Here is a 20671-nt window from a genome sequence, read left to right on the forward strand (position 1 = left end):
ATTGTTAGTCGATTTTATTAGAAAAGCGATAGCCTGTGCCACGTACAGTTTGGATATAGTCCGCAAACCCAAATGGCTCAAGCACTTTACGCAGGCGGCGGATATGCACGTCAATGGTACGATCTTCAACGTACACATTGCCACCCCAAACTTGATCGAGTAGCTGGGTACGGGTATAAGCCCGCTCGGGATGACTCATAAAAAAAGCAAGTAGCCGATACTCTGTCGGTCCGATATCCACCGCTTTGTTATTGGCACTCACGCGCTGACTGGCAGGGTCTAGCGACAAGCCGCCTATGTCAATGGGTTTTTCGCCTGACAATGCGCTACTACGGCGCAATACCGCTTTGATACGGGAAACCAATTCACGGGTGGAAAACGGCTTGGTGATATAGTCATCTGCCCCAGCGTCAAGTCCTTGAACTTTGTTGTCCTCTTCGCCTTTGGCGGTGAGCATGATGATAGGAATTTCAGAGAGCATTTCATCTTTTTTCAGGCGGCGGCATAAATCAATGCCTGATAGCCCATTGGGCAACATCCAATCTAATAAGATGAGGTTGGGGCGATGATCGACCACCAAATGATGGGCTTGAGAGACTTCTGATGCTTGCAAACAATCAAATCCTGCCATCTCTAGTGTGGTCACGATCATCTCTCGAATGGCAGGCTCATCTTCCACTACCAAAATAGTTTCATTTTTCATAAATTTCTCAAGCGATAAAAATGGGCAACTGTTTGTCAAAATAATTTTATGACAACAATATTACAATGCCCATATTACAACTTCAGAATATGACAAAAAAATGACAATGATAAGCTTTTATGGCTTTTATTTGTGGTGTTATAAAAAATTCGGTGTTTCACTCAATTTTTGGTACTTAACACGGGTCGCATCACAGTTCAAAAATAAAATTTATCGGACCATCATTGCAACTGCTGACTTGCATATCTGCGCCAAATTCGCCTGTTTGCACAGCTGTATATTGCGTCTTGGCATACGCTACTATCTGGGCAAACAAAGCTTTGGCAGTGTCGGGCGCCATCGCGGGCTTAAAATCAGGACGTCTACCCGATTGGGTATTGGCAAGGAGGGTAAACTGTGACACTAATAGGACGCCGCCATTGACTTGTTGCACGTTTTTATCCATTTTGCCTAGCTCATTTTCAAATACGCGATAGGTGAGGATTTTATCAATCATTTTTTGCCCCATCGCGAGCGTATCATCATGCCCAAGGCCAAGGTAGACAAGTACGCCGTATGCAATCTCGCCGACGATTTGTTGTGGGTGAGGCGCTTGGTTAACTGCTACTTTGGCAAATTTCACCCGTTGTAATACTGCTTTCATGATTTTTCCTATCCATCAGTTTGAGCGTAAGCGGCTTTACTTAAGAGCTAGCTTGTCGCTTAACTTGTAGCCCAGTGTTTAATATACCGTGATTCTAAGGGGGATTTTGATTATAATAAGCCAACTTTAAAATGCCAATCTCGAGTAACTTATGACCTTGTTTACGACGTTACAATCGCTTGTCCCACAACAAAAAATCAGTGAAATCGCAGGTCGTCTTGCCCAAAGCCGTCATCCGATGGTGAAAAAAACCTTTATTCGTACCTTTGCTTCGGTGTATGGCATCAAGCTAGAGGAGTATGCGCGCGGTAGTTTTTCTCAGTATGACAGTTTTAATGATTTTTTTACCCGTGAGCTCAGAGATGGCGCGCGCAAGATTGATGATGACCCAGATGCGCTGATCTGTCCTGCAGATGGCATGATATCGCAATTGGGGCAAATCGATAAAGACCAAATCCTGCAAGCCAAAGGCAAATCGTATGAAGTCGGGCAATTGCTCGCGGATTATGAACTTGGCAAAGCCATGCAAGAGGGTAGTTTTGTCACCGTGTATTTGGCACCGACCAATTATCACCGCGTGCATATGCCGTTTGACGGCACTTTGGTAGAAACCATCTATGTGCCAGGACAGCTATTCTCGGTCAATAATGAGACCGCTGAAAACATTACTGATTTGTTTGCCCGTAACGAGCGCTGCGTGTGTGTGTTTGATACCGAATTTGGTAAAGCTTGCGTTGTGCTAGTCGGGGCGATGATTGTAGCAGGGATTGAAACAGTTGCCACAGGCAAAATCAAACGTAGCGATCGCGTGCAGCGTCAAACCCATCACATGACGCTGAAAAAAGGCGATGAACTTGGGCGGTTTTATTTGGGCTCAACGGCTATTGTGGTGTTACCAAAATCAGCGGGTATGGCTTGGGGCGCAGGTCTTTATAATTCAGTGCCGGTGACAATGGGTCAACGTTTGGGTACTTTTTTGCAGTAAGCTGTCAATGTATTTGCTAAATCAAGGTAGCAACGGCTGCCTTTTTTATTGGGTCTTTTATCCAATCTACATGGTTGATTGCTCACATAAACTAAACGATAACGAAAAATATTTTAGGAAAATTTGTTTATAATAGCCAACTCATAATTTTTGCCTACTTTTTTATTTAGACGCGCTTTTTATTTAAATTGATCACTATGAACCTACCGCCAACACCGCACCCTAAGCCAGCACACGACTTAGACTATCCGACAGTTTGGATTATGATTTTGGGGTTGATTATTGCTATCGGTCCGCTGTCGATTGATATGTATTTGCCGGCTTTGCCCAGTATGGCAAAAGATTTTGGCGTGGCAACGGCTTTTATGTCCAATTCGGTGCCTGCTTATTTTGTAGGATTGGTGGTCGGGCAGTTGTTTTATGGTCCGATTTCGGATCGGATTGGGCGCATCAAGCCTTTGTATGTGGGCATGGTGCTGTATGTGATTGCTTCAGTGATGTGCGCCACCACCACCAATGAATACGTGTTGTTTGTCTCACGAACGCTACAGGCGTTGGGCGCATGTGTGGGAACGGTGGTGTCACGGGCGATGATTCGTGACCGCTTGCATCCCAAGCAAATGGCAAAGGCGTTTTCGCTGATGGTGCTAGTGATGGGGATTGCGCCGATTTTGGCACCAAGCTTGGGGTCGTTGCTGTTAAAAGTCGCCAGTTGGCGGGTGATTTTTTGGTTTTTGGCAGGGTTTGGTATTTTAAATATCATGCTGACCCGGCTGTTTTTGCATGAAACCTTGACCGATGAGTTTCGCAACAACCGTCCGATGAATGACGTGCTCAGCCAATACTGGGATTTGCTTAAAGACACCCAGTTTAATTATCCTGCGATTGGCGCAGGGCTGCTGATGGGTTCGATGTTTGTGTATATCAGCGCGGCACCTGAGCTAATTATGGAAGGGTATGGGGTGACGCCGCAGCATTTTAGCTGGATTTTTGGCATGAACGCGGCAGGTTTTATTGGGTTGACACAGGTCAACCAATGGCTGGTGAACCGTTATCGTCTAGTCAGCTTGCTGCGATTTGGAGCGGTGATGCAAGTAATCGCGGCGGCGTGTTTGATGCTGCTAGGTTTGGTATTTGGCACGCAAGCTTGGTTGCCGTTGGTGCTAGCCAGTATTTTTTGCTGTATCGCAGGGCTAGGCCTCACTCAGCCCAATTCAGGTGCCATTGCTTTGGCATTTCAAAAACGCCGCGCGGGCATGGCGAGTGCCTTGCAAGGCTCACTCAACTTTGTCGTCGGTATTTTTGGCGGATTAGTATTAAATATCCTGCCCTTTAATCCCGTCGCCAAACTGGGTATTACCATGTTTATGCTAATGACTATTGGGGCATTTTTGGTATTTCAAATCGACAAAAATCTCGATGTGGCGGATGTGGACTAAGGATTAATCAAACCGATACACATCCATACCCAAACTAAAATGGGCAAAACTTTCATGCACGATACTCATCTTTGAGCCTGCGCCTGCCGCAAAAAATAACGGCAATAAATGTTCAGGGGTGGGGTGATTATGATGGGCAAATGGATGTGACCGCCAATCTAAAGCCGTTGGCATATGTTGTTTGAGTTGATGAATCAACCAATATTTAAATTCACGTGCCTCAGCATCCACCTCACCACTATCAAACTGTACCTGCGCCAAATTATGGGTGACGCTGCCAGAGCCGATGATTAATACTTGCTCTGCCCGTAGTGGCGCCAATAAAGCCCCCAGCTGAAAACACGCATAACTATCAAAATGCTGCGGTAGCGAAAGCTGCACAATCGGCACATCTGCCTGCGGATACAAATGCACCAGCGGCGACCACACCCCATGATCAAATGGACGCAGTCGATTGACCGACGTGCTAACGCCCAAAGCTTGCAACTGCTGTGCCAGCTGCTCAGCAATCAGGCTATCGCCTTTGACAGGATAATCGATTGTATACAGCGCTTTTTGAAAGCCGCTAAAATCATGCCAAGTAGCGGGAGCGGCATTGCCATTGATTTCTAGATGCTGGCTTTGCCAATGCGCAGAGATGATGATAATCAAGCGTGGTTTTGGCAGATTTTGCCCAAATTTATTCAGCGCTTGGGTAGTACGGTTGTTTTCGATGGCAATCGTCGGCGCCCCATGCGAGATAAACAAACTGGGCAAGGTATAAAGCGGGTACGGTGTGTTGGGTAAAAATGGCTGCAGGCTGATTGGTTGTTTTTCGGTTTTTTCCATCAATTTTCTTAAAGTTGCAGTGATAATATAGAAATGATAACGAATTAATAAGGATTAACTAAAAAGGATTAATAGGTTAAATAAGGGAAAAATTCGCAAAAACAAGCCATGTCAGCGATTTCATACATAATCAAACATAACAGGTTAACTGGAAAAACTTAAAAATAATCACCGCGGTGATACGGATGATGATAGATAATGGTCATAGCGCGGTACAGCTGTTCCATCAGTAGCACGCGCACGAGCGGATGCGGCAAGGTAAGATTGGACAGCGACCATTTGAATGTCGCATGGGATAATACCTCTTTTGAAATGCCATCAGCACCCCCAATCACAAACGCCATGTCATCACCCAGCTGCATGGCTTCGCCAACTTTAGCCGCTAAATCTTCGGTTGATAGATTCTTACCGCGGACGTCTAGGCAAATCAGCTGCTCGCGTTTGCCTGCTGAATTTTTGGCTTGATGCGCTTGCAAAATTAGCCCGCCTTCGGTGATGGCATATTTTTCAAGTTCGGCAGGCGAAGGGCTTTTGGCGCGTTTGCAGGCGGGGATTTCAACGATTTCGGTGCTGAGCATGGGCTGAATACGTTTATAATAGTCATCAAATCCCGTCTGCACCCAAGCAGGCATTTTTTGTCCAACGGCTAAAATTCTTGCTTTCATGGGTTCCCCTTTGTTATCTTTTGACCAATCTATATCGCTTTGGCGATTCACCGTTAGCTATTAAATACTCATTATCGAAGCCAACTATATTTTCGCTATCGAAGCCAGCTATATTAAGGCTTAATTAAAGCTTAATTAAAACTTAAAACGAACCATTTAAAAACCAACCATTTAAAAACGCTTGCAACGCACCCATATACAATGCGATAAAGCCTAAATCAACCTAAGCTGAGCCAAAGCCTGAACTAAAACTAAGCTTAGCAACAAAATTTTAACATGATTTTATCGCTATGATGGATAATACTTCCCCTAGCATTTAGCTAAGGTGATAAAATAATTTGCATGACAAATTTTAAATGATAAGAAAAGACGACAACAATATGAAAAATTGGCAAGACCCCAATGCCGCTGTTGAAGCAGCCAACTATGACAACCCGATTCCAAGCCGTGTACTGATTTTACAAACCTTACTTGAGCGCGGACAAGCCACCCAACACGAGCTTGCGACGATTTTTGATTTGGATGACGATGAGTACGATGCACTGGGTAACCGCTTAAAAGCCATGCTGCGTGATGGACAGTTAAGCCGTGATGCCGACGGTGGTAATCCTTATATTTATCGCCCATTGACTGAGAACGATGCCGTAACTGGCGTGGTCGCTGCTCATGCCAAAGGCTTTGGCTTTGTCGTACTTGAGGATATGCCCGATTTATTTTTGAATGAAACTGAAATGCGCTGGGTATTTCATGGCGATAAAGTAAAAGCCATCGCCACTAGCACCGACAACCGTGGTCGTATGATGGGTCGTGTGTTGTCAGTGGTATCCCATGCCCAGCTACAATATATTGGTAAACTTGCAAAAGATGACGATGGTTACTTTGTAGAACTGATTAGCCCAAACAATCATCAACCGATTACGGTGACGGAAGAAAACGTCGAAGCGCTACAACTCAAAATGGGTGACCCCGTCAAAGTCGATATCATCGACTATCCCACCCAGCATGAATACGCGACGGGGAAAATTACTGAAAGCTTGGTCGATGATAACGAGCGTGAATTGATTATCAAAACCACCCTGCTAAATTACGATATTCCCCATGAGTTTAGCCCAAAAGTCATGCAGCAAGTCGATGCGTATAAAGAGCCGACACAAAAAGACTATCAAGACCGTATCGACTTACGGGCGTTGCCACTAGTCACCATTGATGGCGAAGACTCGCGCGACTTTGATGATGCTGTCTATGCCGAAAAACGTCGCGGCGGTGGCTATCGCTTGGTGGTCGCGATTGCCGATGTCAGTCATTATGTGACTGCCAACTCAGTACTTGACCAAGAAGCCTATGAACGTGGTACATCGGTGTATTTCCCGCATTTTGTGGTGCCGATGCTCCCTGAAAAACTCTCCAACGGGCTTTGCTCTTTAAACCCAGGTGTTGACCGCTTGTGTATGGTAGCCGACATCATACTATCGCGTAGCGGCAACGTGACCAGCCATGAGTTTTATCCAAGCGTGATGCATTCTCAAGCGCGATTGACTTATAACCAAGTCAATGATTATTTTGCCCAAGCGCAAGGGGAAACGCCCAAAGCCGAAGTGCCTGTCACTATCACGGGTAATAAAGCGGTCAAAAAATCGATTGATGTGCTGTATGATTTGTACAAAGTGCTATTGGTCAAACGCGAACAGCGCCATGCGATGGAATTTGAAACCCAAGAGACTTATATCAAGTTTGATGAAGCAGGCAAAATCAGTGCCATTGTGGCACGGACGCGTGGTGACTCGCATAAGCTCATCGAAGAGATGATGCTATTGGCAAATACCTGCGCGGCTGAATTTTCGCTCAAGCATGAATTGCCGGTTTTGTATCGCAATCATGATACCCCAGAGGCAGAAAAAGCCGCTCGCGTCAGTGACTTTGTAAAGCATTTTGGTTTGTCATTCCCTGAAGAAAACCCGACACAGGCAGATTATCAGCGTATCATTGAAGCGACACGCGAGCGTCCTGATGCGATTAGTATTCATAGTGTGCTACTGCGCTCCATGCAGCAAGCCAACTATGCACCGACCAATATCGGACACTTTGGGCTGGCGTATGAGAAATACAGCCACTTTACCTCACCGATTCGCCGTTACCCCGACTTGATGCTACACCGTGCCATCAAAGCGAAAGTGACGGGCAAAAAGGCGCCCCTACCAGATTGGTCACTAGAAGATGCGGGTGAACAGACCTCAATGACAGAGCGCCGTGCCGATGAAGCCAGCCGTTTTGTTGAGCAGTGGCTCAAAGCGCATTATATGAAAGACCATATCGGTGAAGAATTTGATGCCGTGGTTACCACAGTGACCAATTTTGGCTTGTTTGTGACTCTCACCGATTTATTCATTGATGGCTTGATTCATATCTCGCATTTGGGCGAAGATTACTTTGTATATGATGACAAGGCGCAGCAGTTATTTGGTGAAAAATCAGGACTGGTGTTCGGACTCGGTGATAAAATCCGTGTCAAAGTCGCTGCCGTCAATATGGAGACCCAGCAGATTGATTTTGATTTGGTGGCACAGCTGGAAAAATCGTCATTTAATAATCGCGGTAAAGGCAAAAGTCGCGGTCAATCACAAGCGGTCTCTAATTCTGTTCAATCTAATCCCAACGCCCCATCTAATCCTAACGCTCAATCTAAGCCAAATGAGAGCGCTAGGAAAGCAAAAAGCGCTAAAAATAAAAGTAACGCGCGCAACAAATCTCGTTAATGAAAAAAGGGCAATACAATTTGCCCTTTTTTTATCGTTGAGAAAAATACCTGCCAAAACACAAAACGCCTTTGTCCACTTAATCTTAGTCACTTGATGTTAGCGACTTCACATTAGCCACTTGATGCCCTTTAACTAGTCTTGCTTGGTTAGCGGTGCTACAATCAATTACGCCAAGTTATTATTGCGTGGTTTTCTCTGCGCTCGCCAAGTTGTTGGATGAGGTCTGAGCGGTTTGATTCAAATCTGTTGTTGCCTTATCAAGCACTTGTTTAGGCTGCTCGCCAATCGATGACGTATCGTTTGATGCTATGGCTAAGGGCGCCGAGGCGGCACTACTATTGGCTTGATTGGATGCAATGACTTGCTGGGTACGATGTGATGATATTAGGTTAAAAATGGCGAGTGCGGTGATGCCTAATATCGCAAAAATAATGAGTAATTTTGGCTGCATGAGGATTTCCAGTGTAGCGTCAATTTGGCTAACCGACGTGTAAAGCCTGACGTCTAAAGTCTGTGGCTTAAAACGTCAAATCGGGTTTCGCTAGGACAAAAATTGACAGTCATGTCTATAAAAATTGCTAGGCTACCTTGCTGCAAAAATCATGCAAGTTTAATCTGTTAATCTTTTAATGTCTAATCTGGCAGCAGACTGACTTCGGCACTAACCGGCAAATGGTCAGAGAGATTTGACCAAGGTTGTCCCTTATGCACCCAAGCACGGTGTACTTGTAGGTTACGGACATAGATACGGTCAAGGCTTAATACCGGAAGCTTGGCAGGGAAGGTGGGCAGTAATTTGCCATGGTGGGTCAGCACGGCTTCTTGTAAATTAAGGTCACAGCCAAGCTTTTGACAGGATAACTTTTTCCAGTCATTGAAATCGCCTGCCAATATCAGCGGCGTGGATTGGTCGATTTCGTTATTGATATACTGGCTTATCACCTCATACTGTTTTTCACGGTCATTTTCCCTTAAGTTTAGATGCGCGCAAAGCACGATAATGGGCGTATGCCAGCCTTTGGGCTGGATTTCGCAGTGCAATACACCACGCTGCTCAAGGCGGCTCACTGTGATATTGACATTGTGTTTGGGGTCGAGCGGATGGCGACTTAGCACCGCATTGCCATGATGACCGTGGTTATATTCGACGTTTTTGCCATAGCTATTTTCAAGCTGTAAATACTCGCCAAACCATTCATGTTGGGACTGGTCGGGAAATTCATTGTATTTCACCACCCGTTTGAGATTTTGACCTTGGACTTCCTGTAAACAGATAATATCAGATTGCACTTGGTTAAGGGCAGCGGCGATGCCTTCCATTTTGACAAAACGATTGAAGGGTGACATGCCTTTATGGATGTTATAACTGGTGATGATTAGGCTGTTTTTTGGCTGTTTGGCGCCTGCTACTTGGTTAGATGCTACTGGGTTAGGTATTATTTTTTTAGGTGTTAGTGAGCGCATAATAAAATCACAGTGATAAACATGGCATTATTTTAACGTGAAATTGTACCGCTGGCTTGTTTTGACAAAAAATTGTCACAATATAATGATTGTCGACATGTCGCAAACGTATGTAGTAAACCTATTTAGCAAAATGGGGTAGCTTTGCCAAGCGTTGCGGTTTTTATGCTAAAATTTTGGGCAATGACGACTTTTACTCTCAATCATCAACGAGCGATAAAAAATTGGAAAACAGTATGACCAACGATGTAGAAAATCCGACAGAAAATTTGCACCTTGTTGAATTTAATCAATTAGCGCTTGAGCGACTCAAGACGGCAATCGATGAGGCGTTGGCGAATGGACATGCGTTTTTAACTATGCTCGATGATGAAGCTGGGCTCGATGACCTGGATAATAAAGCTGGGCAAGCTAATAGCCAAGTTGACGATGGACACCTCAGCAGCCAACAAGCGCTCAATGATATTATCGCTTTTGACCATGTGAATTTAGCACTGGACCGCAGTTGGGGCTTGCTATCGCACTTAAATAGCGTGGTCAGTGATGAGCCAATCCGTGAACTGCATCATGCATTACTGCCTGCGCTTTCTGCCTACGGCACGGCGGTTGGTCAACATCTCCCGCTATATCAACGCTATCAGCGTGTGGTGAGCGATCAGTCATTTTTTGAGCGTTTAGAGCCGGCGAGACAACGCTCGTTGACCTTGGCGCTACAAAGTTTTGAATTATCCGGTGTGGGTTTAGCGGAGGCGCAAAAACAGCAATTTGCCACCCTTGCCAGCGAGTTATCTACGCTATCGGCTAAGTTCTCCGATAATGTGCTCGATGCCACCCAAAGCTATTTTTTACCGTTAAGCGAATCGCAACTGGCAGGACTGCCTGAATCTGCGCTTGCCATGCTGGCAGATGCGGGCAGGCGATACACAGAAAAATTCCCTGAGCAAGTATTGGCAACGCCTTATGTCGCGACACTTGATATCCCAGTCTATCTTGCGGTGATGACCTATGCCGATGACCGCGAGTTACGCGAAACCTTGTATCGTGCGTATGTCACTCGCGCCTCTGAATTGTCAGCGCAGCCAGAATTTAACAATGCCGATATCATGGCGGATATCTTGGCAAAACGCGCACAAAAAGCCCAGTTATTGGGCTACGACAATTTTGCTGAATTATCGCTTGCCACTAAAATGGCGGACAATGTCGACACTGTAGAGCAATTTTTACGGGATTTGGCAGACAAAGCACGACCCTTTGCCATGCAGGATTTAAAACAACTGCAAATTGAAGGTTTAGCGTTTGGCATCGGTGATGAGGGCGATGAGGTGCGACCTTGGGACACCGCATATCTGGCAGAAAAAGTCAAACAACGTCAATTTAATCTATCGCAAGAACAAGTTCGTCCGTACTTCCCAGTGCCAACAGTTATCGCAGGCTTATTTGTGATTGTGCAAAAACTGTATGGCATCAAGATTGAAGATAAAACTGCAAGCACACAGCGCTGGCATGATGACGTGCGTTTTTATCAAGTTTTTGATGAAAACCAGCAGCTTATCGGTGGTTTTTATTTTGATTTATATGCCCGTCCTGGCAAACGCGGTGGCGCATGGATGAGTGGTTTTCAAGCGCGTTATCAACACGATGATAGCGGTTATCAGCAGTTACCTGTTTGTTTTATGGTGGCAAATTTTAGCCCTGCGCCAACAGGTGCACAGCGCGGCAAACCCAGCTTATTAACCCATGATGAAGTGTTAACCCTCTTTCATGAGTTTGGACATGGGCTGCATCATCTGCTTACTGAAGTGAATGTTGGCGATGTGGCAGGCGTGAATGGGGTCGAGTGGGATGCAGTTGAGCTACCCAGTCAGTTTATGGAAAACTGGGCATGGCACCCTGAAGGGATTGCATTAATCAGCCGCCATGTCGATACGGGCGAAACGTTGCCAGAGAGCATGCTACAAAGTATGCTCGCTGCCAAAAATTTCCAAAGCGGCATGCAAACGCTGCGCCAGCTAGAGTTTGCGCTATTTGATTTGTTACTGCATGCCAAAACCCCAGCACCCGATTATCCACAGTTATTGGCGTTACTCGACAGCGTGCGTGCCGATGTGTCGATTATGCCGACCGCCAGTTATAACCGTTTTGCCAATGGCTTTAGTCATATTTTTGCAGGGGGCTATGCGGCAGGGTATTATTCTTACAAATGGGCAGAACTGTTGTCAGCCGATGCGTTTAGCAAGTTTGAAGAGACCAGTATTTTTGATAAAAACGCTGGCAAATCTTTCCGTGATAACATTTTAGCCAAAGGCGGTAGCCAATCTGCAAAAGCCAACTTTGAGGCATTTCGCGGTCGTGAGGCCCGCATTGATGCGCTGTTACGTCACTCGGGATTTTTAACCAGCAGCTATGATGAACTGCTGAGCGATGACACCGATAACGCCAATACCCAAGCTTGGTAACACGGTTGTCAAAATACAGGCTAGTAAAAAGAAGAAACTATGAGATATCAATCCAATCGCTCCAAACGTCAATTTTTGGCAGGGGTGGCTTGTCCAAGCTGTAAAGCACTGGATAAAGTTGTTCAGATTCAGCTATATCAGCCCGAGTATGATGAGTATATCGAGTGTACGGCATGTGGCTATACCGAGCGTCGCCCAACACCCGATGATATCATTGAAATTCAGCAATCTAATCATCAGGAAACTGTTCATTATGGCGACGATAGCGCGGGTATTGTCAGGTTTAAATAAGCCAAGTTTAAGCGGTTTGGGTAAATTTTGACAAGGTTAACTATTTAAGTGCCCGTCATACAATTAGGGTGGTCAACGTATGGCGTTCAAAGTAGGTTTTTGTCTCAAAAGTTGTTATTTTTGATTGCGGTTTGTTATAGTAACAAGCAAACGAATGTACACCATCATTTTCATGCCAGCTTGGCATATACATCGCTAGCATGAAATCGTACAGACATCTGACCCGCCCGACATGGATAGGGATAGTGATCCAACATGAAATTATTTAGCCTAAAAAAAGACAATGACTCTACAGCCCCGACTAGCAAAGATGCCAATCCATCATCACAGCTGGCTGAAAATCCAATGATAGGCGTGTCAGATAATCCGTTGCAGCTTGATACAATTCAGGCGCCGATGCAAGCGACTAAATCCCCAGACACATCTCCAAACACATCCCCAGAAACGACAGCAATCAAAAATGCGTTTTCGCTAGATACCATTGATTTAAACCAGTTGGAAGATGAATTACTTCATGGTAAAACGGACTATACGGCAGATAACACAAAAGCGGCTGATACCCTCGCGCCCAAAAAGCTGAGTTTTGATGATTTTGATTTGGATGAGCTACCCAGTGATGTTGAACCCAACACCACTGTGACTATCGAAGACACTGCCAATACAGCGACAGTATCACAGCCGGTACCGTCACAGACAACCGATAACACGCCGATATTTGATATTGATAACCTACCGCTAGCAGCTAAGCCAGACCCAGACCTAAAACTAAGCCTAGAATCAGACCCCCATAGCGCGCAAGCACAGCCCATCGCACCACAAATTAGTGATGAAAGTAGTGATAAAAAAATTATCGAGGCTATTGAGACTATCGAAACTATCGAAACTATCGAGACGACGCCACCCGTTCTATTAACCAAAACAAAACCCGAAATTAAACCGATTATCGCCCAGACGCCAAACCCATTTTTAAGGCCGGCAGGTAAAACACTAGCGAAACGGACGTTAAAAAAACGCAATCAACTTGGGTTGCTAGTGGGTGCAGGGTTGGTACTGGCTACCTTGGCATGGTTTTTTATGGGGCAGTCAAGCGAGCCCAACAACTCTACCGCGCAATCACAGACGCAGACCCAAGCACACGCAACACCCAAAACTGCAGCGCCTATAGTAAAACCACAAGCTAGCGCTAGCTTACCTGCCGCGTCAACCGTCGCAGCGGAGGCAACCACTAGCTTAGCCCATGCGACCGCAGCGCTACCGGCAATCACGCCAGAAGAAATTCTTGCGCCGACCCTACCTGAAGATCCGGCGATTGCCAAAGAAGAGCTGAGTCGATTGTCAGAGCAGAGCGCGCAGCTAAAAGAGCAAGAAGCCATGATGCAAGACCAGCTGCGTATGATGAATGAGCTGAGTAGTAAAAAAGAAGAGCGTATCCAGCTGCTAGAACAGCAAGTTGCACAGCTTGAACAGCAAAAAGCCGCTAACAAATAACCACCCACAAATAATAATCAATAAATAACTGGCAGGTTAAGTAGTGCTGACCCAAGTCGATAAAAAAACCTTGTTTCAAGACCGCTATCAAGCGCTCATCATGCCCGTCCCGGTGTCAGGTATTTTTCGTCATCGTGCCTTACTTAAGTACCAATCGCTTTATCCTGAGCATTACACCGTTTACAAGCAAGCCTGTGAGCGTTCGCAGCTGTTACTCGGTGATGTGTTACAGTTTACGCCGCAGCGTGATTTGGCGGGTATGGCAGTCGGTGGGGCGTTGTCAAAGCCACAGTTCATCGTGGATATGGCAATCACAGAATTTGCCGAAAATCCGCCGCATGTTGAGTATATCGTGTCAGCGTTACAAAAGTTAGAGAAAATTGTGTTTGATTGGGGACGGTATCAAGGTATTCGCCGTGTGGCGATATTGGCAAGTGATGAGCTCATTTTGCCAAAGGATAAAAGTTTTGATGAAGATATTTTGCCATTAATGGAAAAATACCTTCAGCCCGTGAGTAATTTGAATGTGATGGTTTATCGCTAACGCTATTAGTTTAAATAGTTTTCAATGGTTGAGGTTTTATCGAGGGCTACTCAGCGATTCATTGTCGCCATCGGCGTATTGCAAGTAGTAAATTGCCAACGCGGTCAAAACCTTCTTATTATCGGGCATTTTTTCTAATTACTGTAATGATGGTTTCATAGCATTTGCCAAAATTTATCCCAAAAAAACCGCTTTACCTTACGATAAAGCGGTTTTTAATTTTTGATAGCTAAATTTTAATAAAACTATTCAGCCGCTGGCGTTTCAGTATCAGCAGGTGTAGTTGGCGCGATGGTTTGATCCACGCCTTTCATGGTAAGTTTAATGCGACCACGGTTGTCGATGTCTTGTACCAGTACATTCACCATTTGACCTTCTTTTAGCACATCATTCACGTTCTCGATACGTGCATCAGAGATTTGTGAGATATGCACCAGACCGTCAGTGTTAGGTAATACATTAACAAACGCACCAAACTCAACAATACGAGCCACTTTACCTGTATAAGTCTTACCGACTTCTACTTCTGCCGTAATCGCCTCGATTTTAGCAATCGCGGCTTTGGTCGCGGCTTTGTTTTCACCAAAGATACGAATGGTACCGTTGTCATCAATATCAATCACTGCGCCTGTTTCTTCAGTTAATTGGCGAATGGTTGCACCACCTTTACCAATCACGTCACGAATTTTTTCAGGGTCGATATCAATCACCGCAAAGTTTGGTGCATGGGCGTTGATTTCTTTACGGCTGGTTGAAATGACTTCATTCATCGCATTTAAAATATGGATACGACCCGCATGCGCTTGGTGCAGGGCTTTTTCCATAATCTCTGGGGTGATACCTTCGATTTTGATATCCATTTGTAGTGCAGTTACGCCATTGGCAGAACCCGCGACTTTAAAGTCCATATCACCTAGGTGGTCTTCATCACCCAAGATGTCAGACAGCACGGCAAAACGCTCGCCTTCTTTAACCAGACCCATTGCGATACCAGCAACAGGCGCTTTTAGTGGTACGCCGGCATCCATTAACGCCAGTGATGCGCCACAGACAGATGCCATTGATGATGAACCATTGGATTCGGTGATGTCAGATACGATACGAATCACGTATGGGAAACGGTCACTATCTGGCAGCATGGCTTGTACACCGCGACGTGCTAGGCGACCATGACCGATTTCACGGCGTTTTGGACCGCTGTCACGACCCGTTTCGCCCACTGAGTAACTTGGGAAGTTATAATGCAGCATGAAGTGGTCTTGTTTGGTGCCTGCAAGGGTGTCAATCATGTTCACATCACGGCTGTTGCCAAGCGTGGTGGTAACGAGCGCTTGTGTTTCACCGCGGGTAAATAGCGCTGAACCATGCGTGTAAGGCAGTACGCCAACTTGGATGTCTAAGGCACGGACAGTTTGCAAGTCACGACCATCGATACGGGGTTTGCCAGACAAAATATTGTCACGGACCGTACGGTATTTTAGAGTCTCAAATAGCTCTTTGATTTGTGCCACGTTGTCGGCATAGTCTTCAGCTTCTGCGTCACCGGCTAACGCTTCAATCGCTTGGTTTTTGATTTCATCAAGGCGAGTATAACGGCTGGCTTTTTCGCTGATGGTATACGCTTCTGAAATCGCTGCAGCAAATTGATTATGTAGGGTAGTTTGCAAGGCTTCATTGACGGCAGGAGCAACGAATTGGGTTTTTTGTACGCCAACTTCTTTGGCAAATTCATTGATGGCATCAATCACGACTTGCTGCTGTGCGTGTCCGTATAGTACCGCGCCAAGCATTTGGTCTTCTGACAATTCTTTGGCTTCAGATTCGACCATCAATACCGCAGACGACGTACCCGCGACCACCAAATCGAGCGAACTTTGTTTTAGCGCTTCATGGTTTGGGTTTAGCACATATTCATCGTTGATAAAACCGACACGTGCCGCACCAATCGGACCATTAAATGGCGCTGATGAAATTGCCAATGCCGCTGAAGTACCAATCATCGCTGCGATATCAGCATCTTGTTTTTTGTCTGACGAAATCACCGTGGCGGTCACTTGGATTTCGTTGAAGTAGCTTTCTGGGAACAATGGACGAATCGGGCGGTCAATGAGGCGTGAGGTCAAGGTTTCCATCTCAGATGGGCGACCTTCACGTTTGCCATAGCCACCTGGGATTTTACCAGCAGCGTACATTTTTTCTTGGTAGTTGACGGTCAATGGGAAAAAGTTTTGACCCGCTTGCGCCTCGTCTTTTACCACAACAGCCACTAGCACAGAGACGCCGCCCATGTGGACGACCACTGAATTAGCTTGGCGTGCAATGCGACCTGTTTCTAACGTAACTTGTTGATTACCATATTGGAATTCTTTAGTAATGATATTAAACATAATGCGGTTTTATCCTTTGTGTGATGAATAGGGCGATTTAAGTTTTAGTAATAGCCCCTAACGTTTGTGTTCTTTTCAAAAAATACAAACGTTAGAAGCAATCTACCAATTCGCCTGATAGCAGCCTTAAATCAGCCTAAATTAAAAAATACTTTAAAAAAAGTAAGTGTAAACTGCGATTGTGCAGGCACAATGCGTTGTCTATTTTACCTAGTTTTGCGGTGAATCACCACCTTTTAACTGCGCTTTAACCACTAATAGCAAACGATGGGGAATGACTAAGCTAACAGCGAGGGTAAAAGTGAAAACAAAATTGGCTAAAAATATTGAACCCATAAAAAAGCGGCTACCCAAAAGCAGCCGCTGATTGAATAAAGCGAATAACGTGCTGATAAATTAGCGACGTAAGCCTAATTCATTGATCAATGCAGTATAACGGTCTGCATCTTTACGTTTTAAGTAATCAAGTAAGGTACGGCGTGAGTTAACCATACGAATCAAACCACGACGGCTGTGATGGTCAGCTTTGTGTGCTTTAAAGTGTGGTTGTAAGTCATTGATACGCGCTGTTAATAATGCCACTTGAACTTCTGCAGAACCTGTGTCATTTTCAGCGCGTTGGAATTTTGCGATTACGTCTGCGCGGTCTTGGTTAGTCAACATAATGTTTTCCTAGCTTTTTTAGCATAAAATGAGAAGCCTAATCGGCTATCAGTCGAGACGATTAGTGTAAAAAAATCAGGATAACCACGCTTCTCAGTAGTTAACCTTCAAAAAGGAGCATTATTTTAGCAAATATTGATCAATAAAAAAACCCTAATTTGCATTAGGGTGTTGAATTTATTAAGGCTTTCAATAGATTCAAGCTTTCAACTTACTGGTTGCCCGTAGGCTGTTTAGGTGTTTCGCTATGCAGACGGTCAAGCTGCTCTTGTGGCGCGGTGGTGAGCTTATCAGAAGTCACTTCGTCCGCATCATTAGGCGTTGTGTCAGCAACAAACGTTGCTTCGGGCGCTTTCTTGTCCATTTTTTCAAAATCTGTTATGGTAGTTGGTTGCATGGCAATCTCCTTTTCTTATGGTTCTTATAGTTATTCACGCTTATTTAGTCAATGCTTGGTCAATCGCTTCAGCAAAATCTGGAATATCTTCAGGTTGACGACTGGTAATCAAATTACCATCTATCACCACCGATTTGTCTTCAAATTGCGCACCGGCATTTTTTAGGTCCGTGGCAATGGTTTTATAAGCGGTTAATTTTTTACCACGGGCAATTTCGGTATCTGCAAAAATCCACGGTGCATGACAAATCGCTGCAACAGGTTTACCGGCATTCATGAATGCTTTTACCATCGCTTGTGCATCGGTATTTGCCCGCAACACATCGGCATTGGCACCGCCACCTGGTAACACAATGGCATCATAATCGGCTGCGTTGGCTTCACCAATTAATAAATCAGCGGTAAAGGTGTCAGCAGGGTCAGTATGATTGAGCCCGCGTACTTGTTTTTTTGGTTGTGTGGTAATTAAAGTAGTTTGGTGACCTTTAGCTTTAAGGAGGTCATTGGTTTGGGTATATTCGACTTGTTCAAAGTCGGTATCAAGTAAAATAGCAATCTTAGCCATGGTAATTATCCTATTATTTCATTATTTAAGTTAAAGATAGTTAAAGAAAAAAATTATTGTTGTTATCGATTCATCTGTAAGGTGCGCGCTTTATTTTGAGATTATTATTTGATTTTTATTTTATTAATCATATTTTTATTAATTATATAAAGGTATCTAAATAAACCGCTATTTGTTCTTTATTAGCAAAGCTTGCTAAGCAAAGAAGCAAATGAATCAATATCACTAAGAATAAAGAAATCGCTGGGTAAAAACTGCTAGCAAAGCGTCACGTTTTGTATCAATGCATAAAAAACGTACTCGCTTTGTGACATCGCATCGCTCATTGAGTAAATTATGTGAATACAGCAAAAAATTAGCAAGATGGATAGATTTTTTGACTTATCGTGGCTAATTTAAATTGACCAGCTTCAGCGGTTGTAAACGACCATTGGGTTCAAGTAGCCCTGTACCCAAAAATTGCTGCTGGTCGTCAAACAAGCGAAACGTTTGATTGGCGGTTAAGTTAAGCTGATGAGTTAACATCGTCGCCTTGACGTTTAAGCGTTGACCCTGTTGGATGCGCTTTGATTGGCTATCGTCTAATACTAAGCTTGGTAATGAGTGAACGCAGGCATCCACTGCTAATAGCTTATCAAACCGCGCTGCAAAATCGAGCGCTACAAAATCGGCTAATGGGATGGCATTAGCAATCTCAAAATCACCCGTCTGTACACGCCTAAGCGCTGTCAGATGTCCTAGCGTACCTAGTGCTTTGGCAATATCTTCAGCCAGCACGCGCACATAAGTGCCTTTGGAGCAAGTAACGGTTAATTGCAATTGTTGGTCGGATAGGGGAGTGAGTGACAGCTTATAAATGGTGAGAGGACGTGCTGCTCGCTTAACTTCAATACCTTCACGCGCCAGTTCATACAGCTTTTTGCCGTCTTTTTTGAGCGCGGAATACATGGGCGGCACCTGCATTATCTCACCCAAAAATTGCTCAGTGACGCTTTGTAGCATCGCTTGTGTCACATTTGGCACAGGAATAGTGGCAATTATCTCACCCTCAGCATCCCCGGTATCGGTTTGCTCGCCGAGTTTAATAATGGCTTGGTAAGATTTGACCGCATCGAGTTGGTAATGGCTAAACTTGGTCGCTTCTCCCAGACAAATCGGCAGCAAGCCTGTTGCCATTGGATCAAGGGTACCGGTATGACCCGCTTTTTTACTATCGTGCACATCAGATTTGAGCAAGTATTTGACTTTTGATACCACTTGCTGGGAAGTCATCCCTTGCGGTTTATCAATCAGTAAGACACCAGAGACGATGGATTTGGCTGTTTTTGGTTGGGTCATCATGTTATGGATTTATCAATTCATTAAAAGTCGGTTCGAATCAGCTGCGAGTAATCTGCTGCGCTAATAGGGTGGTTGACAGAATACGGCTTTGACTTAGGGTTAATATGTGCCCGTTGTTGCCACTGTTGCAAGCTATAGCGGTTATCAATCAATTGCTGGTCATACAGATAACTGGGAATATAGCCTGATAACAAGATACGATAATCAAATGGCAAAGGTTGGATATCATCAATCAGCTCATAAATTGCCGTGGTACAGTTATTTACCAATGAATTATACCATGTCGGCTGCGTTTTTAAGGACTTAGCTTTCGCTAGATACGCAAACAGCAGCGCTTGAATATGGTCTTTTGGCATATTGATGGGATAAATATAAACATCTTCATGACGGATATTACTACGGGTGTAAATAATATCTTTTTCATCGGCAGCGATAATCACCAATTCAAACTTGCGAAAAAATCCACCCAGCGTACTAAACTGTTCATTGACTTCTTTGCGAATCTCGATAGATAACGCAAGCTGCTTTCCATCACTAAACCCAAAACTCACTAGCGTATGGGCAATGGCATCGCCCATCCAATAAGAGGCTATAAAATCGACAGTTTGTAGTTTTGCCAAGTCGTATTGCCTAGTTTCCCAGCGCGGCTGAAAATGGGTTTTATCTTGCCAATCAAAATTTCTAACATTGCTAATGGTGAGTGTATTGCCATCACTGTCAAGCCGATAGTCTAACATTTGGGCAACTTCAGGGTTCCAATCTCGCTCATTGCTAGCTGACATCGAAAAAAAGCATGCAATGGCAATCGCCACCACCGCAAAAAAAATCAATAATAAAGACTGGTGAGAAAGTAGGGATGAAAATAGGGTCGGTTTGATGATACTGACCAAAACAGCGAGGGTAAAAAATACCCATACGCTAATCAGTGCCAGACTGACATATCTGCCTAAGGGCTGATGCGTCCACACAAACACCCCGACCCACAGGCTTGAGAGAATAATGACGATAAACTTAATGATACCCCAAAGTAACTGCATTCAACATCCCTGTTAATGA

At 44.7% G+C, this 20671-nt stretch carries 19 protein-coding genes; 7 read left to right on the top strand and 12 right to left on the bottom strand.

Going from position 1 to position 20671, the window contains the following annotated elements; translation table 11 throughout:
• Positions 1-4 precede the first annotated feature (4 nt).
• Both phoB and dtd read right to left on the bottom strand, forming a co-directional pair.
• Complete coding sequence (phoB, locus tag ACH0AB_RS01470) at positions 5-703, bottom strand: phosphate regulon transcriptional regulator PhoB (RefSeq protein ID WP_065253820.1); 699 nt, start codon at positions 701-703, stop codon at positions 5-7.
• Between the two features lie 190 nt (positions 704-893).
• Positions 894-1346, bottom strand: a complete 453-nt coding sequence (gene dtd, locus ACH0AB_RS01475; RefSeq protein WP_406876881.1) for a D-aminoacyl-tRNA deacylase — start codon at positions 1344-1346, stop codon at positions 894-896.
• A gap of 151 nt (positions 1347-1497) precedes the next feature.
• Between dtd and asd the strand changes: the two genes are divergently transcribed.
• On the top strand, positions 1498-2331 hold the full coding sequence (gene asd, locus ACH0AB_RS01480; RefSeq protein WP_406876883.1) for an archaetidylserine decarboxylase: 834 nt from the start codon (positions 1498-1500) through the stop codon (positions 2329-2331).
• A gap of 197 nt (positions 2332-2528) precedes the next feature.
• Positions 2529-3770 carry a multidrug effflux MFS transporter gene (locus tag ACH0AB_RS01485; RefSeq protein ID WP_406876884.1) on the top strand — a complete coding sequence of 414 codons (1242 nt, stop codon included), beginning with the start codon at positions 2529-2531 and terminating at the stop codon, positions 3768-3770.
• Between the two features lie 3 nt (positions 3771-3773).
• Here ACH0AB_RS01485 and ACH0AB_RS01490 read toward each other — a convergent pair whose 3' ends face one another.
• Both ACH0AB_RS01490 and rlmH read right to left on the bottom strand, forming a co-directional pair.
• On the bottom strand, positions 3774-4598 hold the full coding sequence (locus tag ACH0AB_RS01490) for a DODA-type extradiol aromatic ring-opening family dioxygenase (RefSeq protein WP_406876885.1): 825 nt from the start codon (positions 4596-4598) through the stop codon (positions 3774-3776).
• 158 nt (positions 4599-4756) lie between these two features.
• Positions 4757-5263: a 23S rRNA (pseudouridine(1915)-N(3))-methyltransferase RlmH gene (gene rlmH / locus ACH0AB_RS01495; RefSeq protein ID WP_406876887.1), complete on the bottom strand. Its 507-nt coding sequence runs from the start codon at positions 5261-5263 to the stop codon at positions 4757-4759.
• 380 nt (positions 5264-5643) lie between these two features.
• Here rlmH and rnr point away from each other — a divergent pair, with 380 nt between their 5' ends.
• The gene (gene rnr / locus ACH0AB_RS01500) at positions 5644-8016 is read left to right on the top strand and encodes a ribonuclease R (RefSeq protein ID WP_406876888.1); all 2373 of its coding nucleotides are present in this window, start codon (positions 5644-5646) and stop codon (positions 8014-8016) included.
• Positions 8017-8197: 181 nt separating this feature from the next.
• Here rnr and ACH0AB_RS01505 read toward each other — a convergent pair whose 3' ends face one another.
• Complete coding sequence (locus ACH0AB_RS01505; protein ID WP_203172435.1) at positions 8198-8470, bottom strand: hypothetical protein; 273 nt, start codon at positions 8468-8470, stop codon at positions 8198-8200.
• Positions 8471-8652: 182 nt separating this feature from the next.
• Positions 8653-9483 (bottom strand): endonuclease/exonuclease/phosphatase family protein, encoded by an 831-nt coding sequence (locus tag ACH0AB_RS01510; RefSeq protein WP_406876889.1) that lies wholly within the window; start codon positions 9481-9483, stop codon positions 8653-8655.
• Positions 9484-9719: 236 nt separating this feature from the next.
• Between ACH0AB_RS01510 and ACH0AB_RS01515 the strand changes: the two genes are divergently transcribed.
• From ACH0AB_RS01515 to ACH0AB_RS01530, 4 genes are all read left to right on the top strand, one after another.
• A complete protein-coding gene (locus tag ACH0AB_RS01515) occupies positions 9720-11939 on the top strand; it encodes a M3 family metallopeptidase (protein ID WP_406876890.1) in 2220 nt (739 codons plus the stop codon).
• A gap of 39 nt (positions 11940-11978) precedes the next feature.
• A complete protein-coding gene (locus tag ACH0AB_RS01520; RefSeq protein WP_406876892.1) occupies positions 11979-12230 on the top strand; it encodes a YheV family putative metal-binding protein in 252 nt (83 codons plus the stop codon).
• 255 nt (positions 12231-12485) lie between these two features.
• Positions 12486-13718 (top strand): flagellar basal body-associated FliL family protein, encoded by a 1233-nt coding sequence (locus ACH0AB_RS01525; RefSeq protein ID WP_406876893.1) that lies wholly within the window; start codon positions 12486-12488, stop codon positions 13716-13718.
• 43 nt (positions 13719-13761) lie between these two features.
• Positions 13762-14262 (top strand): hypothetical protein, encoded by a 501-nt coding sequence (locus ACH0AB_RS01530; RefSeq protein WP_065253811.1) that lies wholly within the window; start codon positions 13762-13764, stop codon positions 14260-14262.
• Between the two features lie 245 nt (positions 14263-14507).
• Here ACH0AB_RS01530 and pnp read toward each other — a convergent pair whose 3' ends face one another.
• From pnp to ACH0AB_RS01560, 6 genes are all read right to left on the bottom strand, one after another.
• Positions 14508-16649, bottom strand: a complete 2142-nt coding sequence (pnp, locus tag ACH0AB_RS01535) for a polyribonucleotide nucleotidyltransferase (protein ID WP_406876894.1) — start codon at positions 16647-16649, stop codon at positions 14508-14510.
• Between the two features lie 396 nt (positions 16650-17045).
• Positions 17046-17315, bottom strand: a complete 270-nt coding sequence (gene rpsO, locus ACH0AB_RS01540) for a 30S ribosomal protein S15 (RefSeq protein ID WP_224054801.1) — start codon at positions 17313-17315, stop codon at positions 17046-17048.
• A gap of 208 nt (positions 17316-17523) precedes the next feature.
• Positions 17524-17709 (bottom strand): hypothetical protein, encoded by a 186-nt coding sequence (locus tag ACH0AB_RS01545; RefSeq protein ID WP_406876895.1) that lies wholly within the window; start codon positions 17707-17709, stop codon positions 17524-17526.
• Positions 17710-17749: 40 nt separating this feature from the next.
• Positions 17750-18274, bottom strand: a complete 525-nt coding sequence (locus tag ACH0AB_RS01550; RefSeq protein WP_284035085.1) for a type 1 glutamine amidotransferase domain-containing protein — start codon at positions 18272-18274, stop codon at positions 17750-17752.
• A 390-nt stretch (positions 18275-18664) separates the two neighbouring features.
• Positions 18665-19615, bottom strand: a complete 951-nt coding sequence (gene truB, locus ACH0AB_RS01555; RefSeq protein ID WP_406876896.1) for a tRNA pseudouridine(55) synthase TruB — start codon at positions 19613-19615, stop codon at positions 18665-18667.
• Positions 19616-19635: 20 nt separating this feature from the next.
• A complete protein-coding gene (locus tag ACH0AB_RS01560) occupies positions 19636-20652 on the bottom strand; it encodes an Lnb N-terminal periplasmic domain-containing protein (protein WP_406876898.1) in 1017 nt (338 codons plus the stop codon).
• Positions 20653-20671 lie beyond the last annotated feature (19 nt).

The sequence above is a fragment of the Moraxella sp. 179-F 1C4 NHS genome (genome assembly GCF_045370505.1).
Lineage (GTDB): Bacteria > Pseudomonadota > Gammaproteobacteria > Pseudomonadales > Moraxellaceae > Faucicola > Faucicola tetraodonis.

Coding starts and splice junctions, on each gene's coding strand:
- phoB (WP_065253820.1), bottom strand. CDS start 703: ATGAAAAATGAAACTATTTTGGTAGTGGAAGATGAGCCTGCCATTCGA.
- dtd (WP_406876881.1), bottom strand. CDS start 1,346: ATGAAAGCAGTATTACAACGGGTGAAATTTGCCAAAGTAGCAGTTAAC.
- asd (WP_406876883.1), top strand. CDS start 1,498: ATGACCTTGTTTACGACGTTACAATCGCTTGTCCCACAACAAAAAATC.
- ACH0AB_RS01485 (WP_406876884.1), top strand. CDS start 2,529: ATGAACCTACCGCCAACACCGCACCCTAAGCCAGCACACGACTTAGAC.
- ACH0AB_RS01490 (WP_406876885.1), bottom strand. CDS start 4,598: ATGGAAAAAACCGAAAAACAACCAATCAGCCTGCAGCCATTTTTACCC.
- rlmH (WP_406876887.1), bottom strand. CDS start 5,263: ATGAAAGCAAGAATTTTAGCCGTTGGACAAAAAATGCCTGCTTGGGTG.
- rnr (WP_406876888.1), top strand. CDS start 5,644: ATGAAAAATTGGCAAGACCCCAATGCCGCTGTTGAAGCAGCCAACTAT.
- ACH0AB_RS01505 (WP_203172435.1), bottom strand. CDS start 8,470: ATGCAGCCAAAATTACTCATTATTTTTGCGATATTAGGCATCACCGCA.
- ACH0AB_RS01510 (WP_406876889.1), bottom strand. CDS start 9,483: ATGCGCTCACTAACACCTAAAAAAATAATACCTAACCCAGTAGCATCT.
- ACH0AB_RS01515 (WP_406876890.1), top strand. CDS start 9,720: ATGACCAACGATGTAGAAAATCCGACAGAAAATTTGCACCTTGTTGAA.
- ACH0AB_RS01520 (WP_406876892.1), top strand. CDS start 11,979: ATGAGATATCAATCCAATCGCTCCAAACGTCAATTTTTGGCAGGGGTG.
- ACH0AB_RS01525 (WP_406876893.1), top strand. CDS start 12,486: ATGAAATTATTTAGCCTAAAAAAAGACAATGACTCTACAGCCCCGACT.
- pnp (WP_406876894.1), bottom strand. CDS start 16,649: ATGTTTAATATCATTACTAAAGAATTCCAATATGGTAATCAACAAGTT.
- ACH0AB_RS01545 (WP_406876895.1), bottom strand. CDS start 17,709: ATGCAACCAACTACCATAACAGATTTTGAAAAAATGGACAAGAAAGCG.
- ACH0AB_RS01550 (WP_284035085.1), bottom strand. CDS start 18,274: ATGGCTAAGATTGCTATTTTACTTGATACCGACTTTGAACAAGTCGAA.
- truB (WP_406876896.1), bottom strand. CDS start 19,615: ATGATGACCCAACCAAAAACAGCCAAATCCATCGTCTCTGGTGTCTTA.
- ACH0AB_RS01560 (WP_406876898.1), bottom strand. CDS start 20,652: ATGCAGTTACTTTGGGGTATCATTAAGTTTATCGTCATTATTCTCTCA.